Source organism: Paenibacillus sp. 2KB_22 (assembly GCF_052115745.1).
GTDB lineage: Bacteria > Bacillota > Bacilli > Paenibacillales > Paenibacillaceae > Paenibacillus.
Genome location: NZ_JBFRHG010000002.1, coordinates 1,478,554 through 1,494,359, shown reverse-complemented (window position 1 = coordinate 1,494,359; position 15,806 = coordinate 1,478,554). Strand labels below are relative to the sequence as shown.

General features: G+C 45.5%; 16 protein-coding genes. 14 read left to right on the top strand and 2 right to left on the bottom strand.

Going from position 1 to position 15,806, the window contains the following annotated elements; genetic code table 11:
• The first annotated feature begins 212 nt into the window (after window positions 1-212).
• Together licT and AB4111_RS17650 are read left to right on the top strand one after the other, a co-directional pair.
• Entirely contained in the window at window positions 213-1,064 is an 852-nt protein-coding gene (gene licT / locus AB4111_RS17655; RefSeq protein WP_253439676.1) for a BglG family transcription antiterminator LicT, read from the top strand.
• Window positions 1,065-1,192: 128 nt separating this feature from the next.
• Entirely contained in the window at window positions 1,193-3,094 is a 1,902-nt protein-coding gene (locus AB4111_RS17650; protein ID WP_442032567.1) for a beta-glucoside-specific PTS transporter subunit IIABC, read from the top strand.
• A gap of 72 nt (window positions 3,095-3,166) precedes the next feature.
• On the opposite strand, the gene AB4111_RS17645 is transcribed toward AB4111_RS17650, so the two are convergent.
• Entirely contained in the window at window positions 3,167-4,072 is a 906-nt protein-coding gene (locus tag AB4111_RS17645) for a LysR family transcriptional regulator (RefSeq protein ID WP_442032566.1), read from the bottom strand.
• Window positions 4,073-4,254: 182 nt separating this feature from the next.
• Between AB4111_RS17645 and AB4111_RS17640 the strand changes: the two genes are divergently transcribed.
• Window positions 4,255-4,839: an ankyrin repeat domain-containing protein gene (locus tag AB4111_RS17640; protein ID WP_442032565.1), complete on the top strand. Its 585-nt coding sequence runs from the start codon at window positions 4,255-4,257 to the stop codon at window positions 4,837-4,839.
• Between the two features lie 50 nt (window positions 4,840-4,889).
• Entirely contained in the window at window positions 4,890-6,233 is a 1,344-nt protein-coding gene (locus tag AB4111_RS17635; RefSeq protein ID WP_442032564.1) for a uracil/xanthine transporter, read from the top strand.
• A 74-nt stretch (window positions 6,234-6,307) separates the two neighbouring features.
• Here AB4111_RS17635 and AB4111_RS17630 read toward each other — a convergent pair whose 3' ends face one another.
• Window positions 6,308-6,685, bottom strand: a complete 378-nt coding sequence (locus AB4111_RS17630; protein WP_253439666.1) for a PilZ domain-containing protein — start codon at window positions 6,683-6,685, stop codon at window positions 6,308-6,310.
• 187 nt (window positions 6,686-6,872) lie between these two features.
• Between AB4111_RS17630 and AB4111_RS17625 the strand changes: the two genes are divergently transcribed.
• The 10 genes from AB4111_RS17625 to AB4111_RS17580 all read left to right on the top strand — a co-directional run bounded on the left by AB4111_RS17625 (window position 6,873) and on the right by AB4111_RS17580 (window position 15,793).
• Window positions 6,873-7,340, top strand: coding sequence for a DUF6386 family protein (locus AB4111_RS17625; RefSeq protein WP_442032563.1), 468 nt, complete (start codon window positions 6,873-6,875; stop codon window positions 7,338-7,340).
• 28 nt (window positions 7,341-7,368) lie between these two features.
• Entirely contained in the window at window positions 7,369-8,049 is a 681-nt protein-coding gene (locus tag AB4111_RS17620; protein WP_442032562.1) for a hypothetical protein, read from the top strand.
• Window positions 8,050-8,076: 27 nt separating this feature from the next.
• Complete coding sequence (locus tag AB4111_RS17615; RefSeq protein WP_442032561.1) at window positions 8,077-8,724, top strand: SMI1/KNR4 family protein; 648 nt, start codon at window positions 8,077-8,079, stop codon at window positions 8,722-8,724.
• 14 nt (window positions 8,725-8,738) lie between these two features.
• Window positions 8,739-9,065, top strand: coding sequence for a hypothetical protein (locus AB4111_RS17610; RefSeq protein ID WP_442032560.1), 327 nt, complete (start codon window positions 8,739-8,741; stop codon window positions 9,063-9,065).
• A gap of 34 nt (window positions 9,066-9,099) precedes the next feature.
• A complete protein-coding gene (locus tag AB4111_RS17605; protein WP_442032559.1) occupies window positions 9,100-9,501 on the top strand; it encodes a hypothetical protein in 402 nt (133 codons plus the stop codon).
• 256 nt (window positions 9,502-9,757) lie between these two features.
• Window positions 9,758-10,231 (top strand): sigma-70 family RNA polymerase sigma factor, encoded by a 474-nt coding sequence (locus AB4111_RS17600; RefSeq protein ID WP_442032788.1) that lies wholly within the window; start codon window positions 9,758-9,760, stop codon window positions 10,229-10,231.
• Complete coding sequence (locus AB4111_RS17595) at window positions 10,221-11,363, top strand: DUF4179 domain-containing protein (protein ID WP_442032558.1); 1,143 nt, start codon at window positions 10,221-10,223, stop codon at window positions 11,361-11,363. Before AB4111_RS17600 ends, AB4111_RS17595 begins: the two co-directional genes overlap by 11 nt.
• Window positions 11,364-11,563: 200 nt before the next feature.
• Entirely contained in the window at window positions 11,564-12,607 is a 1,044-nt protein-coding gene (locus tag AB4111_RS17590) for a pectate lyase family protein (protein WP_442032557.1), read from the top strand.
• Window positions 12,608-12,908: 301 nt separating this feature from the next.
• Entirely contained in the window at window positions 12,909-14,387 is a 1,479-nt protein-coding gene (locus AB4111_RS17585; protein ID WP_442032556.1) for a methyl-accepting chemotaxis protein, read from the top strand.
• 182 nt (window positions 14,388-14,569) lie between these two features.
• Entirely contained in the window at window positions 14,570-15,793 is a 1,224-nt protein-coding gene (locus AB4111_RS17580) for a GNAT family N-acetyltransferase (RefSeq protein ID WP_442032555.1), read from the top strand.
• Window positions 15,794-15,806 lie beyond the last annotated feature (13 nt).

Sequence of the window (15,806 nt, the reverse complement as noted above, 5' to 3'; positions counted from 1 at the left end):
GTTGTTATGCACCTTCTTATGTCATATTAACGCACATTAACCGCTTTCACAAAAACATTGTCATATGGATAATTATATGGTAAGATGGGCCTAAGGCTAATGAATACTGGATTGTTACTGTTCAATCAGGCAAAACCAGAAGCGGGGCATATTTCGTGACCTGCTTTGGTTTTGCCTTTTACTACTTTGACGGTGCAAGGTGATGTGAAGAAATGAAAATTGAGAAGGTGCTGAACAACAACGTAGTCACTGTAATTGATCCGGGAGGAAACGAACTGGTCGTTATGGGACGTGGAATTGCCTTCAAAAAGCATACTGGTGAATCGATAGACGAGAGTCTCGTCGAAAAAATATTCTCGCTTGAAAGTAAGGAAGTATCACAGAAACTTAAAACGCTTCTGTCTGATATCCCGGTTGAATATGTCGAGTGCTCGGATGAGATTATCCGTTATGCCGAGACGGTGTTAGGTGAGAAGCTGCATGAAAGCATCTACATTTCACTGACGGATCATATTCATTTTGCCATTGATCGACATCGTCAAGGATTGCAGATCCGTAACGCATTGTTCTGGGAGATCAAGCGCATGTACCGGAAGGAATATGCCATTGGACTCAAGGCGCTACAGATTATCGAGGAAACGTTAGGTGTCCTGCTTCCCGAAGACGAATGCGCATTCATTGCGATGCATCTGGTTAATGCCCAGATGAACGGTGAGATGAGGGAAACGATCAGTATTACGAACATCGTTAAGGACATTCTTAATATCGTAAGACGTAGCTTTGTGATTGAACTTGATGAAGATTCATTGAGTTATTATCGATTTTTAACTCATCTAAAGTTTTTTGCCCAACGTGTGTTGCAAGGAACGGCGATTGAAGATAAAGAAGAAGATAATCCGCTTCATGACTTGGTGAGCAAGCAGTACCCTGAAGCACATGCATGTGCAGTAAGGATCAGTGACTATACGCGTAAGATCTATAATCGGGTGTTGTCCAAGGAAGAAATACTGTATCTGACCATTCATATTGAACGAATTGTCCGAAATGAACAAACAATTGAATAAAATTAGGATTGTTACTGCTAAAAAGGCAAAACCTAAACGTTGAATAATGATAAGCTTTTCTGCTTTGTCATTATTCAGTGTTTAGGTTTTTTTTTAACCTTCATTACACATAAAAGGAGCAAAACACAATGGATAAACAACAATTGTCCAAGGATATTTTGAAGCTTGTTGGTGGCGAAGAGAACATTGATCAAGTCACACACTGTATGACAAGACTCAGATTTAACCTGAATGACAACCAAAAAGCGGACAAAGCGACGCTAAAAAATACACCAGGCGTGATGGGCGTGATGGAGAACGGCGGACAGTTCCAGGTTATCATCGGTAACGATGTACCTGTCGTGTATAACGCACTTGTTGGCAACATGTCCAAATCACCAACCGCAGATAATGCATCATCAGCTGCTTCCACTGGAGAAAAGAAAAAGAGAAATCCAATAAGTGCGCTGTTCGACTTCATCTCAGGAGTATTTACTCCAATCCTGCCAGCCATTACGGGTGCAGGTATGATCAAAGGGATCGTGGCGATCCTTGTAGCCCTGGGCTGGTTGTCTGATACCAGCTCAACCTATATCATCTTGTCTGCAATCGGGGATGGTGCCTTCTACTTCCTGCCAATCATTCTGGCAATTAGTGCTGCACGTAAGCTGGGTAGTAATATGTATATTGCTGCAGCGCTCGCAGCGGGTATTATGCATCCGACGATTACAGCATTGCTTGCCAATGGTGACACCACATTTGTGGGAATTAAGGTTATAGCAGCGACATATTCTTCTACGGTAATTCCGATCATTCTCGCCATCTGGATTGCTTCTTATGTCGAGAAAGCTGTTGATCGTGTTACACATGCTTCATTGAAGCTTCTGATTGTTCCGACGGTTACCCTGTTGATTATGGTTCCACTGACGTTGATGACTGTTGGACCATTGGGTACGGTTCTTGGTAATGGTTTGTCCGGTGGTATTTCATGGTTGTTCGACAATATGTCCATCTTCGCAAGTATCCTGATTGGTGGTACGATGTCACTGCTGATCATCACAGGTATGCACTATGCACTGTTGCCGATCATTGTCGGTTCAATGACATCACTGGGTTACGACTTTATTATTCCACTGATGTTTGCAGCTAACTTGGCACAAGGTGGTGCAGCATTTGGTGTAGGTCTCAGATCGAGAAATAGCAAAACTAAATCCCTTGCCTATTCCACAGGTCTTACGGCTATTATGGGAATTACGGAACCAGCGATGTATGGTATCAACATGAAGTTCAAAAAACCATTTATTGCAGCTCTGATTGGTGGAGCTATCGCAGGCGGATTCATGGGGATCGTCAATGTTAAAGCTTATGTACTTACAGGTCTAGTGGGTCTGCCAAGTATCGCAGCATTTATCAGTCCGGCAATTAGCACACTGCTCTATGCACTGGCTGGTGGTCTGATTGCTATCGTAGCTGCGGCAGTTCTGACATATATTCTTGGATTCGAAGAAGAAAATGCATCGGAGCCAGCTGCACCAGTAGCTGAGCCTGCAACAGCAGCAACAACTACTGCTGGTGTAACTGAAGAAGCAAAAGCACAAGATGAGCAAATCTTCAGCCCAATAACGGGTGAAGTTAAACCGCTGAGCGAAGTGCCGGACCCTGCATTCTCTGAAGAGATTATGGGTAAAGGATTTGCGATTCAACCATCTGAAGGACGTGTGGTATCTCCAATCAACGGTACAGTATTCTCATTATCGAAGAGTGGACATGCCATTGGTCTGGTAAGTGATACTGGCGCTGAGATGTTGATTCATATCGGCATTGATACCGTGAAGCTGAAAGGTCAATTCTTCTCGCCTAAAGTACAAGCAGGTGCGAAGGTTACCGTAGGTGATGTACTGATGGAGTTCGACCGGGAACAGATCGAAAAAGCCGGTTATACAACGATTACACCCGTTATTATTACAAACATGCATCAATATGAGTCTATTGAGTCTGCTGGTCGCACGACGATCAAAGAAAAAGACTTGTTGTTCACAGCGAAAGCTTAATCAAAAGAATAAAGCAGCAACTTTACCGGATTCAAACCCGGGAAGTTGCTGCTTTTTTTTGTTCTACTTGTGTTACACCACAGGAAGCATACCCTGCACTAATTGCACAAAGTGTTGTGCAGGCTTGGACAGATAACGGTTCTGCAGCCAGACCAGCGCCGAGCCGACAGTTGAATGCTGATCCTGAAGGCGGTATACGTGGAAGGGGTGCTCTTGGTATAACTGCAGTACCGTATGAGGCACGATGGAACTGGCGAAGCCGAGTCGGACCAGCTCCAGCAACATATTAATGTCTGAGCACTCACCCATGATGGAGGGGGTGACCTGATGCTCACGGAATTTGTCCAAAATTAGCTCGAACATACCGAGTCCTTCTGTACTTGGAAGTAGTAGCGGGATTCCTGTAAGCCGCTCAAAATAAGTCCCCATCTCCGCTCCTGGGACCATCTCTGTCGGGCTATCCAGTGGTGTTGAAGAAATATAGAAAAGGGGCTCCTGTGGCAGGTGAAGCACCTCATAGCGTTCGGTCTGGACAGGCATGCGTACACAGGCAAGTTCAACTTTGCCATCTTCCAGCAATCGGCATAATTGCGCCGATTCATTTTGTTGAATTTTATAGGTAACCTGTGGATGGGTGGTGCGGAACTGCTGTAGTGCTTGCGGGATCAGACGATCCGATATGGTATTGATGCCGATGGCGAGTTTGCCGCGTATGCCGTGACGGAAACTTTGCATCTCCATGACAGCTTCCTCCATATATTTGGTCAAGGTGACCGCATAATCATAGAAGCTGCGACCAGCCTGCGTTAGTTCCATCATGCGCCCTTTGCGTTCAAACAACATGACGCCAAGCTCTTCTTCCATTAACTTAAGCTGCTGGCTTAAGGGCGGCTGAGCCATGTGAAGTCTTCGGGCTGCTGCTGTAATCTGTTTCTCCTCAGCAATGGCAATGAAATAGCGACATTGTTTGATATCCAAGTGGTTGTCTCCTTTGCCTTCAATCTATATGTAATTCGTATGGAAAGCCAACAAAACATGTATTTTTAATATACTACGTTCTTATGTTAACATACATTAGATTTGCATACCTGACTAAAAGCGCTTGGTTTCTCTAAGAAAGTTACTGCATGAGAAGACGTTGAATTGGAGGATGAAATAACGTGGTTAGAACAATACATGACGCCGCTCAAGCAGGGCATACCGATGAGGTTATTCGGTTTATCACCCAGGGTAGCCAGTTGAATGAACGGGATGCATTGGGGCGAACACCTCTGATGGCTGCCGTGCACGGTAAAAAGATGGACACGGCAAGAATGCTAGTGGACGCCGGAGCAGACATTAATCTCCAGGACAGACGATTGGATAACCTGCTGTTATACGCGAGTGCCGAGGGTATGTATGACATGGTTGAACTGGCCATTGAAGCAGGTGCAGATACAAGGTTAACAAATCGTTTTGGCGGCACAGCCCTTATTCCAGCAGCTGATCGGGGCCATGTGGACATTGTGGAGCTTCTGCTGACACGCAGTGATGTGGATGTGAACCATATCAACAATCTGGGATGGACAGCCTTACTGGAAGCAGTCATTTTGGGAGATGGCGGTCCACGGCATCAGCAGATTGTTGCCTTGCTTTTGCAATATGGTGCAGATCCAAAGATCGCGGATCGGGACGGAATTACACCGCTCGTACATGCGCGTCAGCATCACTATGCAGAGATGGAACGGTTATTAACCGAAGTCTAAAGGCACTTATGCGTTTATGATACAGAAGAGTGAAAGGATATTGCTAACAAATGAATAGACATCAAGAGCATTTTTCACAAAAGAATATGAAAGACGTATCTTCAATGATTTTAGCGGGCATACAGTGGTTTTTCTTCCTCTTTACCAATACTGTTGTGGTTCCGCTATCTATCGGACATAATTTTCATCTGTCCCCGGATGCTATTGCTGCCTCCATGCAGCACGCATTTATCCTTACCGGAGCGGTGTGTATTCTTCAAGCAGTATTTGGTCACCGCTATGCAGTCATGGATGGTCCTTCAGGACTATGGTGGGGATTGACGTTGAGCTTGACTGTATCTGCTTCATCGGCAGGTATGAGTCTGGAGCGCATTGGTGGTGGCCTGGCTGCAGGTTTTTTGTTAGCGGGGCTGACGATGATGATATTGGGCTGGCTAGGCGCGGCGCAAGTGCTCCAGAAGCTGTTCACGCCGATGGTGAAGAGTGCCATGCTGTTTCTGATGACCATTCAATTAACCATGAACTTTTTTAAAGGCATGATTGGATATACGGAGTTTGGTCGCTTCGATCTGCCGGTTGCCGCGCTATCCGTTGTCATTGCATTTCTGGTGGCATGGATTCAACTAAAGGGTAAGGGGAAACTGGGGAACTACGCGATCTTAATTGGAATTGTGGCAGGCTGGATTGCCTATAGTCTATTGTTTTCGGGGCAACATGGTGGACAGCCAAATCACACATCAACAGGCCTAACGCTGTTTCCATGGGGAGCACCAAGATGGGAACCGGGAATCGTCATTACTGCATTTTTTGTGGGACTGGTGAATATGACGAATTCGATCACCACATTAAGCACGGTAGAGAAACTTTATCAGGCAGAGACGACCAGTCAGCAATATCGACGCTCATACGCGCTAACGGGTCTGTTCTCGATGTTGTCAGCCTGTGTAGGTGTGCTGCCATTTGGTTTATTTGCATCATCAATCGGCTTCCTGGAGAGCACTCGCATTCTGCGTCGTGCTGCCTTTATTATTGGAGCGGGGTTGTTATGTATGATGGGGCTTACACCTTCGGTTACAGCCTTTTTTGCACAAATACCACCAAGCGTGGGTAGCGCCGTTCTGTTTGTAGCCTATCTGCAGATGTTCGGTACAGCATTAAGAACGCTTGAGGGCACGACGTTTAATTCTAAAACGATCTATCGTGTAGCGTTGCCGGTACTCACTGGAGTTGCTGTAATGAATATTCCTGCTGAAGCCTTTCAAAACTTGCCCATGTATCTTGTTCCGATTATAAGCAATGGTCTCGTTATTGGCGTATTGGTATCATTACTTCTCGAAAAAACCGTGAACTGGTCCAAAATGGAACAACCAGCGACAGTCAGTAAAGCGGCATAATGTGTTTCATCTCTTAACAGTCCAATTTGATTGGGCTGTTTTTTGTTTTGGTTACCAACCTATATGGCCACTCGCTATTTCACAATAATTTTGCCTTGTCCTGCAAGCATTCGCATCTCTCGGGAGAGACGGTCCTGGTTACCGTCCTGCATTTCGAGTTGGACACCGTAGTGCCATGAGGTATTTTTTTCTTGACCCCAGCGGAGAGTACCTTCCATATATAAAGGGTCTTCAAAGAGCAGCATATTCATGCCAATCCGAATATCGTTATTCTCGACAGGAAGGGATAGCGGAAATGATAGCTGACAGCCGGACCGACTGATATCACATAACTCAGCCTGAATGGGTTTCGGTGGTGCATTGACTCCGTTGATGCTGAGAATATAGATCTCAAAGTTGATTGGTTCCTTCAATGTGTAGCGAAAGGGTTCTTTTCTATTATTCATTGACATGGCTTGGCTTCCTCCATCAAGTTCAAAAAAGTCAGTTATGCTTATATCGACCGTTTGGAGCGAGAAATGAAGAGTTGCGAAAGCAGAGATGGTCCAAGGGTTCCTTTTACACGTGAATTAGGCTTGATATAATGATGGAATATATTTCTGAGGTCAGACCTTAATCTGACAGAAGGGACGGGGGAATATGAGAGGAACATTTCAAATGGTTACAGATACGGCAACATTGTGCCTGTATGATCTGGCAGCGTTAAAGCATCGTTTCGAGGATACTTCGGATTGGTGGTCCATTCCGGAAGATGAGCTGACTGAGGTGAATGCAGGCCATTGTCTGTTCCTGAATCTGGGTGCGGATGGAGTGTATGAGGTGGAATGGAGCTTGGAGGATGCAGAGGTGGAATCAGATTCAGATGACGTAGCTAAACGGGAAAAGGTATATCATCTGCAAGTTCCGTCAGGGCACGTCTATCTGGGAGCGGCTGATGATGTCACTGGTGGTGAACTGGAGCCGGATGAGACGTGTGAAGGGGTCCTGTTTCAGTTAAAGCCCGGAAACTATGCGTGTATCATCTCCAGAGAAGCCAGTCGGATCGCTATTGTCATGAAACCAAGTATTCAGGGGAAGAACACGTTGGATCAATTAATCCGGATATAGTGTACATAGGTGAACAGGAGGGATTCATATGCAGAATTGGAATGAGACAACGATGATGAGTGCAGATGCCCTGCGTAAACGGATGAGAATACTTGCCGCACTGGATATCATATTTTCGGAGGAAGACTGGCTGCGTGTACATCATTATGAAGAAGAACTTCAGCCAGGAGTGGCCTGGGGAAGCATCGATAACGGCGCAGGTGATCATCTGCATGTATTATTTACGAATTCAGGCACGTTGATCAAGGGATTCGATCATGAGTCACCTTTAAGTCCGCATGCTCGTGAGGATGGAGAGATCTACCCAGGCATGTACGATGAAGTGCCGAAGACATTGATGGCTGTTCTGCGGGATCATGAGGAGACATTGGATCTGGAGAATGTGACCTTTTGCCTATGGCAGGAAGGGAACGGCTTGTCATGGAAGGTTGGTAACTGGATTCAGATGGCGATGGCCGAGGAAGGTGAAGCGGACGCCAGAGGTGGTGCAGAATTTTTGCTGGAGTACTTGAATAAAGACTCGGAAGATTACGTGGATTGGGCCAAAGGGTATTACGATATCCAGGATGTGCCGTTGGAAGCTGTAGCTGAGATATATGAAGAAAAACCGGTGACCATGAGCCTGATTAAGCAGTTATGTCCTGAGCGAGATGCAGCAGCCGCACTGGATGAGTTGCAGCAACGCGGATATGCCGTGGAACAAACGTGATGAAGTGGCAAAGGAGGGAAGTAGGCCATGTACACTGAACAATTAGGACGTATGCGTGAAAAGTTGATCACTCTCCGAAGTATGGACTTGGATCTGGACCTGTTCGGCGCAGAGAACCATGAATATGAATTGGCATCTGTGTGGACGCAGAAGGATATTGCTCAATTTGAACAGAAATGGCGAATTGAGTTGCCAGAGAACTATAAGGTATGGCTTCTTCATATGGGTACGAGTGGTGCAGGGCCTTATTATGGTCTGGAGAACCCGGATGATGGTGTATACGCTGTGCTTGGTTATGATGATGAGCTGAATGCGATCTCGGACCCTTTTCAATTCACGGAAGCATGGAACTGGAACTATGACTGGTTTGATGACAGCAAGGAAGAAGAGGAATGGGAATTGTTGGAACATGAATATTTTGATCCGAAATGGTCAGCAGGCATGCTGCGCATCAGTGATTTTGGGTGTGGCATCTCCATGAATCTGATTGTTAAGGGAGCCTCCTACGGAGAGATCTGGGTGGATGACCGGGCTAACCGAAATGGAATCTATCCTGATCAGTATTGGGGCAATACGAATCGACTGCATTTTTTGGACTGGTATGAGTTGTGGTTGGATCGTTCGATCGATCAAATGCACGAACAAAAGCAACAATCTGGAGCGAACGAAGTCTGAAGGAGGTTGTACATATGGGCTGGGAATATGGGATTAGAACAACAGAGCCTGCCATTTTACCTGAAGTTGTGGAACGTCTGGCAGGTGCACTAACGTTTACCGAAGTATATAGTTTGGAACACCAAGCCAACGGCTTTGTATTAAAACGTGAAGATCCATCCTGGCCGAGAGCCCTGGAAGTGTGGGTAGAAGAGGCTTCCGGGTTAGAAGAGGTTGTGGATGGGGATTCGTATATCTACTGTTTGTTTCATATCTGGGGTGAAGAGGCACGGAGCTGGATGCAACAGATGGAGCGAGAAACCAGGCAGGTAGATGGCGTTTTAACCTGGTTTGAACTCTGATTAGTAGTGAAATTGCATGAACAGGAGTGACCCTATGGCTAAACAATCAAAGAGAACGATTCCTGCGCTCATCTATCAGTATCAGGGTCCGCAGCGAAATGTGGGTTTTGTATTGTCCCCTTTATACATACACGAATCGGTCGAAGTAGAGATGGAAGACATGCTGTTTATATATAATGAAGACTTTGACTACATTCGACCTGCATTGGATCGCATTTTTCCACTGATTGACCCGCGAACTGGAGAAGAGATGAAGGCACTTGATCCCTGCTGGGAGAATCCCATTATAAAGGATGTATGGACGGAGATTTTGTCAGCGCTGGATCAACAGCTGGTTACAGATCCTGAATTACGGATTTTTCTGAATCGGTTTACCGTGTGGGTGAGAAACCATCTGCAATGGGCTGACGGGATCGAAGTTATCGGTAATTTATAAAAGGGTTAATCTTGTTTGTATTGTTCATATGTGTACGTCATTCGGTATTTTGGCGATGAAACTCTTATGTAAAAAGCTCCCTCAGGTGATGGCGGAGCTTTTTTTGATGAGCCAATAATAAAACCGTTTGCTTCACTCACCCGTCTTATACCACAGAAAGAGAGAGAAGGAGGGATGCGGGGTGGAAACAAAAGCAGAGCTGAACCAGAGGATCTATGTACAGACCGAAGATGAGACGGTATTTGTGCAATCCATTATGGAACATCAAGATACGCTCATTTCCATTGCCTACAGTTATCTGCGTAACCAGCAAGATGCGCTTGAAGCGGTACAGGAGATGACGTGCCGGGCTTGGGTCAAACGTCGTACGCTGAACAATGAGAAGGCGTTCAAGTCGTGGATCATTCGAATTCTGATCTATATCTGCATCGATGAACAGAGGCGCCGTAAGCGGGCGACACCGCTGGCAAAGGAAGACATAGAGAACAGCATTCCAGCCTCTTGGATGATCAGTGTTGATGATAATCGAATTGCGATGGAATCTCTTTTGCAAAAGGTGAAACCGAAATATCGCCATGTATTATTGCTGAAATATTATAACGACATGACACTTACAGACATTGCCTCCATCCTCGGCAAACCGGAAGGTACGATCAAGACCTGGCAGCACAAGGGACTCCAGCAGTTGCGCAAGTTGATGAAGAACAGGAGGGATTGGCATGACCACTAACCCGGAGGAGAAAGCACTTCTTGCAGACGCATATCAGGTGAAAAGAGAGAAACAGCACTGGAATCCGGCGGACACAACTGCTGCCATTCAACGTGGTCTCGCGAAGGCCAGAACCAGACGATCAGGTTGGAGCGTTCGTATCAAATGGATTACGGGAGTGCTGGTCGCGGTCCTGGCTGCAGGATGGTTTCTTATGGGCCCGCTTGGGAGCTATGGGCAAGAACAGGCAACATATACTGAGCCTATAGCCAACTGGGGCGTACTTGAACCCTTTCGTGGCCTGCTAAATTCGGATATGGACAGTGCTACGATTACTTCAACGCTCAATAACGGTTATGTGCAACTTGTAGATCAGACGGTTACATCGGGCATATATGCGTTTACGGTGAATGCAGTTATGGCAGATGAGAATCGAATAACGGTATTGTATACCGCCAGAACGGATGCTTCGCAGCAGATGTATTCGACTGTCGATATGAAGATGATGGACGCTTCGACAGGAGACTTGCTTGACAATGGCGGTGCAGGAGGTATTCATCTTTCCAAGGATAAGCATACCATTTATGGCCGGAATACAATTGAGCGAAGTCGAAATAAACCGCTGCCTGAGCAAGTGAATCTACAATTCCAGTTGTCCTCAGTTGTACCAGATGTGGTGAATCATGCAGATAAAGGGGAGAAAGAACGAAAGTATAAATTTTCCAAAAAGATGAATATTTCTTTCCCACTGGACCCCAAGTTTTCTATCCCCAAAACGGAAATCATTAACGTTAATCGGACTTTTACTCTCGGAGGTTATGAGATCTTGTTGTCGGAGGTGGAGGTGTCTCCTCTAGTAACTCGGGTCAAATTTGTCCATGTACCTGATCAAGAGATTGATTACAAAACGAAGTTGTCGCTCAACGAGATCGTTCGGCCTATCGAGATCATTTCGATCTCCAGGAATGGGAAGCAGACCAAGTTATCCATGGTAGGCGGGAGTGGAACGGAAGACGGAATGATGTATTCTTTCGGCAGCAATCTGCTGGATAATCCGGAGTCGATGGTATTAAAACTTCATGGCAAACCAGGTAAGGTCTATGATGATTTGCAGGAAGCCAAGAAGGATGAACTGGGGATCAAAATCAAATAAGATAAGATCGTTTTGGTGAGATGAAGTCATGGCAATAGTCGTGGCTTCATCTCATTTTTTTGTTTTTTCACTATATCTGATCTGCTGTTGCATAAAAGTGAGATTTGTTGTCTTTTTGCAGTTTTTGTATTGTCACAACCAAAGTTACACGATATAATCGAGTTGTATTTCAGGATAATATTATAAAGGATGGTGAAATTTTGAAGAAATTTTCGATGCTTTTACTCGCGGTAACTCTATTGTTGTTAACGATCTCAACGGCTCCTTCTACCTATGGCGCGGCCAGTTATCCGAACACGGGTACGAACGGGTTGACCGGTTTTGCAGGCAGTGCCAAGAATGAAAATGGCGTATCCAAGTCAGCCACGACAGGTGGCAAGAATGGTCAGGTGGTTTACGTTAGTAATCTCAATGACCTGAGAACACATATGGCGGGCGCTACAGCCAAGATTGTCGTCGTTGAACAGAATATTTCTTCCTCTACGTTACAAAAGGTTGAATTCGGAGCGAATAAGACTCTCATAGGTTCCTTTGACAAACATACATTAACGAATATTCATTTCAGATCCACAAGCAGTTCAAGCAATGTGATTTTTCAGAATCTGACTTTTGAACACGCTTCCAATATTAATGCCAATGATGATATCCAGATGTATATCACTTCAGGCTCCAATTACTGGATCGACCATGTGACGTTTGCTGGTCACAGCTACAGCTCTGGCGGTAGTGATCTGGACAAACTGCTGTACATTGGTGATCGCGCCGATTATATTACGATTAGCAATTCCAAATTTGCAAATCATAAGTATGGCGTTATCCTCGGTCATCCGAATGATGGTAACAGCAGTTACAATGGCGTGCCTCATGTGACGATGTCCAACAATTACTTTGAAAATTTATATGTACGTGGTCCTGGACTTTTAAGATATGGTTACTTCCATCTCAAAAACAACTATGCAAACAACTTTAATCAGGCCATTACCATTGGTGAAAAAGCACGGATTTATTCCGAAAACAACTACTTTGGTGCAGGCGCTGAAAAGGGCGGCATCCTGGATGACAAAGGAAAAGGTGAGTTTACGGATACGGGCAGTACACCGGCCCTGAATAGCCCTACTTCTCCTAAAACGAACTGGAGACCAAGCTCCAATTACAGTTATCAGGTAGAGAGTGCCAGCTACGCGCGTGAGTTCGTCACCAAGTATGCAGGTTCCTCCAATACGACACTTGTGTTCGGTAAATAAGAGATTGTATTATGCATTCGCATTATGCCAAAAAGCCTGTCCTATACGCCAAAACGTATAAGACAGGCTTTTTGTTTGTAAAGTGATATGTCTGCATATCACTTTACAATTCATATTAATTTTTAACTAACAATACCGATATACATAAAGTAGCGCTGGTTTCATACTTATGAAGTCAATATGTACTATGTTAAGGCGCTGCACATTTGCGGTTTGCGCATAAGCAGGACCAAAGACTAATAGATGTAGTACAGAAAGGCCCTACAACACACATTTAACCTACAAAAAGGACGGGGTATGCATGGATCGTATGGACGAAATTATTTGGAAAAGGAATAAATTAATCGGTATCATTTTGTGGATTATTATTGCCATTGGTATGGGTCTGGCCTTTACGATGCCGAAGTTACTTGTGTCCAATGGTGTAGCTCTGATCTTTGTAGTTTGGATTACATACGCTAATGCGAAAAAGAAACATATTCATCTCATTCCATGGCTGATTACCGCATTACTGACAATATGTGGAGTCTATGTCGGTTGGGGAACAGTCAATTTTGCGTTAAGTTTGGTCATAACCGCAGTTCTACTGTTATTTCCTAACAAGAAATTTTTTGTGGTTGGATTTTCGGTATTACTAGTCAACAGTGTTCTTCAGTTATTTGTTATGAATACCGCTGACTCTGTTGAGCTAATAGGTAATATCGTCAATGTGGGACTATTTGCGCTCACGGGAGCCATTTTGATGCTGGTCTCACAGCTGAATCAAAGGCTCTTCCATGAAAGTGAAGTACGCCAGAATGAGGTGGAGCATTCTAAGCAAAGAGTGGAAACCATGCTGGAGCGTGTGAAGGAATCGGTCGAAGGATTATCTCGTTATACGGATCAATTGAAGCAAAAGGTGGATTCAACAGGTTCCATTACCAATGAGGTGACGCTTGGGTTCAGTGAAGTTGCCAAAGGCGTAGAGTTCCAGGCGACCAGTGTAGCCGAGATCTCGGAATCCTTGTCTGTGTCGGATCAGCATATCAAGGACGTTGCGTTGTATTCCCAACAGATGAAAGAGTTGTCCGCAAGTATGGCAACGAGCACGCGAACTGGAAGCACACAGATGGACCAACTGAATAGTCAGATGCAAGAGTTATATGAAACGATCAATACAACTGCTAATGACATGCGAAAGTTCAACGAGGAAAGTGAATCCATGACGCTTATGCTGAACAGCATAGCGGATATTGCAACTCAGACCAACCTGCTTGCGCTCAATGCTGCCATTGAAGCGGCTCGTGCGGGTGAGCATGGACGCGGGTTTGCCGTTGTATCCGAGGAAGTTCGCAAGTTGGCCGAGAGCTCGGGTCAGTCCGCAAGTGATATTGCAACCATCCTGTCTCGGTTAAAAGGACAAACGCAGGCACTGACGGATCGATTCGAACGTATTCGTCTTTCGTTACAACAAGGAAGAGACAGTGTGCAAACGGCAGAGGAAGTATTCCGTACGATTAACAGTAACTCTCAGCATGTATTGAATCAAGCGACTGATATCGAGACTAGTTCGGCGACCATGAAGGAATCTTCCACCAGAGTGGTGAATGAGGTTTCCGAGATTTCGAGTGTAACGGAGCAATCCAGTGCAGCGACAGAAGAGATTCTGGCAAGCATGGAAGAACAACGTAACTTGACAATGAAGATGGTGGAAAGTTTCGGAGAACTGGAGCAACTGATTGTGAACCTGAATGAGTTAGTCTCGGATCATCAGGCTTCTTCCGTTGAGAATAAACTTTAATACTATATCGATGAAAGTTCGTCTGTACGTATTTATCGTGCAGGACGGGCTTTTTTCATCTGCAATACAGCTTGATGCCGACATTTTTTTCCTATACAGTGTTGGGTAGAGTATGTAGAGAGTAGAACTGTAACTGTAAATAGTAGTTAAAAGAAGATGTTATCTCATGGGGGAGTAAGAGGTTGAAGAATAAAGTAAGGGAAGACAGATCGAGTTACGATGACCGTACATATCAGCATAGGAATGATAAATGCATTGAACGCGTGCGTCTTTATGATCAGCATTCGCTCAAAGACATGGACTGGCCCGATACGGAGGATGGCGTATATGCCAGAGCTTATCTGGAACCCATGATGCAGCAAGGGTCCCGGAGCTATATGTCCAACGTGGAAACGATATTGCTGCTCGCCCGGATCGATGATCTCGTTATTCCGCTAACGGTGAATGATACAGAGTATGATAATGCTTACGTCTGTTCGCCATATACGCATTACGTGAGTTACGCCAAACAGGAATTGAGCATGTTGCAGAAGCCCATATTGGAAAAAGGACTTTTTGCGCTGCTCAGTCTAATCGGTTGGGGAATGAAGCAATCGCAGATCAACAAAGTCGTGCATGTGAACAACTGGCTGTTGTCCACCAATCTCTATCCAGCCATGTCCGGTGAACAGGCAGAATGTTTGCTTGCAGCGGTACAAGAGCGATACCCAGAGCATGTCATTGTGTTTCGCTCCTTGTGTCCGGGACTTTATCCCGAACTGACGACGAGGCTAACCGAAGTGGGGTGTCGACTGATTCCGAGCCGACAAATCTATCTGTACCAAGCGTATGATCCGAATTTTGGCAACTCGAAATCGCGCTGGCTGTTGAAGCGGGATTACGAATTGTTGGCCAAGCACGACTACGAATTCGTTTCCGAATTAGATATGACAGATGCAGATATTCCGCGAATCGTGGAGTTGTACAAGCTGTTATACCTTGAAAAATACTCCTATCACAATCCCCAATTCACCGAACGGTTCATTACTGCTGCGCTGGCATCAGGAACACTTCGGCTGTATGGACTGCGAAAGGAGGGGCGCTTGGATGCGGTCATGGGTTATTTCTGCCGAAATGGAGTCATGACAACGCCACTGTTCGGTTACGATACAGCGGTGTCCCAGTCCGTCGGACTATACCGCATGTTATCCGCTTGTCTGATCAGACAGGCTCGCGAGAACGGCCATCTGTTGCATGAGAGCGCGGGGGCAGCGCAGTTTAAGCGGAATCGGGGTGCTGTGGCGGATTTTGAGTATTCGGCTGTGTATGAGCGCCATCTTCCATGGGGCAGACGCTGGTGCTGGCTGCTGCTTGATCGGTTGCTGAATCGCATAGGTGTTCCGCTGATGCGCCGTATGAAGCTGTAAACAGACATAATAA

Bases quoted from the DNA above. Each gene is read 5' to 3' on its own strand.
- licT (WP_253439676.1), top strand. From the start codon at position 213: ATGAAAATTGAGAAGGTGCTGAACAACAACGTAGTCACTGTAATTGAT.
- AB4111_RS17650 (WP_442032567.1), top strand. From the start codon at position 1,193: ATGGATAAACAACAATTGTCCAAGGATATTTTGAAGCTTGTTGGTGGC.
- AB4111_RS17635 (WP_442032564.1), top strand. From the start codon at position 4,890: ATGAATAGACATCAAGAGCATTTTTCACAAAAGAATATGAAAGACGTA.
- AB4111_RS17630 (WP_253439666.1), bottom strand. From the start codon at position 6,685: ATGTCAATGAATAATAGAAAAGAACCCTTTCGCTACACATTGAAGGAA.
- AB4111_RS17625 (WP_442032563.1), top strand. From the start codon at position 6,873: ATGAGAGGAACATTTCAAATGGTTACAGATACGGCAACATTGTGCCTG.
- AB4111_RS17620 (WP_442032562.1), top strand. From the start codon at position 7,369: ATGCAGAATTGGAATGAGACAACGATGATGAGTGCAGATGCCCTGCGT.
- AB4111_RS17615 (WP_442032561.1), top strand. From the start codon at position 8,077: ATGTACACTGAACAATTAGGACGTATGCGTGAAAAGTTGATCACTCTC.
- AB4111_RS17610 (WP_442032560.1), top strand. From the start codon at position 8,739: ATGGGCTGGGAATATGGGATTAGAACAACAGAGCCTGCCATTTTACCT.
- AB4111_RS17605 (WP_442032559.1), top strand. From the start codon at position 9,100: ATGGCTAAACAATCAAAGAGAACGATTCCTGCGCTCATCTATCAGTAT.
- AB4111_RS17600 (WP_442032788.1), top strand. From the start codon at position 9,758: ATGGAACATCAAGATACGCTCATTTCCATTGCCTACAGTTATCTGCGT.
- AB4111_RS17595 (WP_442032558.1), top strand. From the start codon at position 10,221: ATGACCACTAACCCGGAGGAGAAAGCACTTCTTGCAGACGCATATCAG.
- AB4111_RS17585 (WP_442032556.1), top strand. From the start codon at position 12,909: ATGGATCGTATGGACGAAATTATTTGGAAAAGGAATAAATTAATCGGT.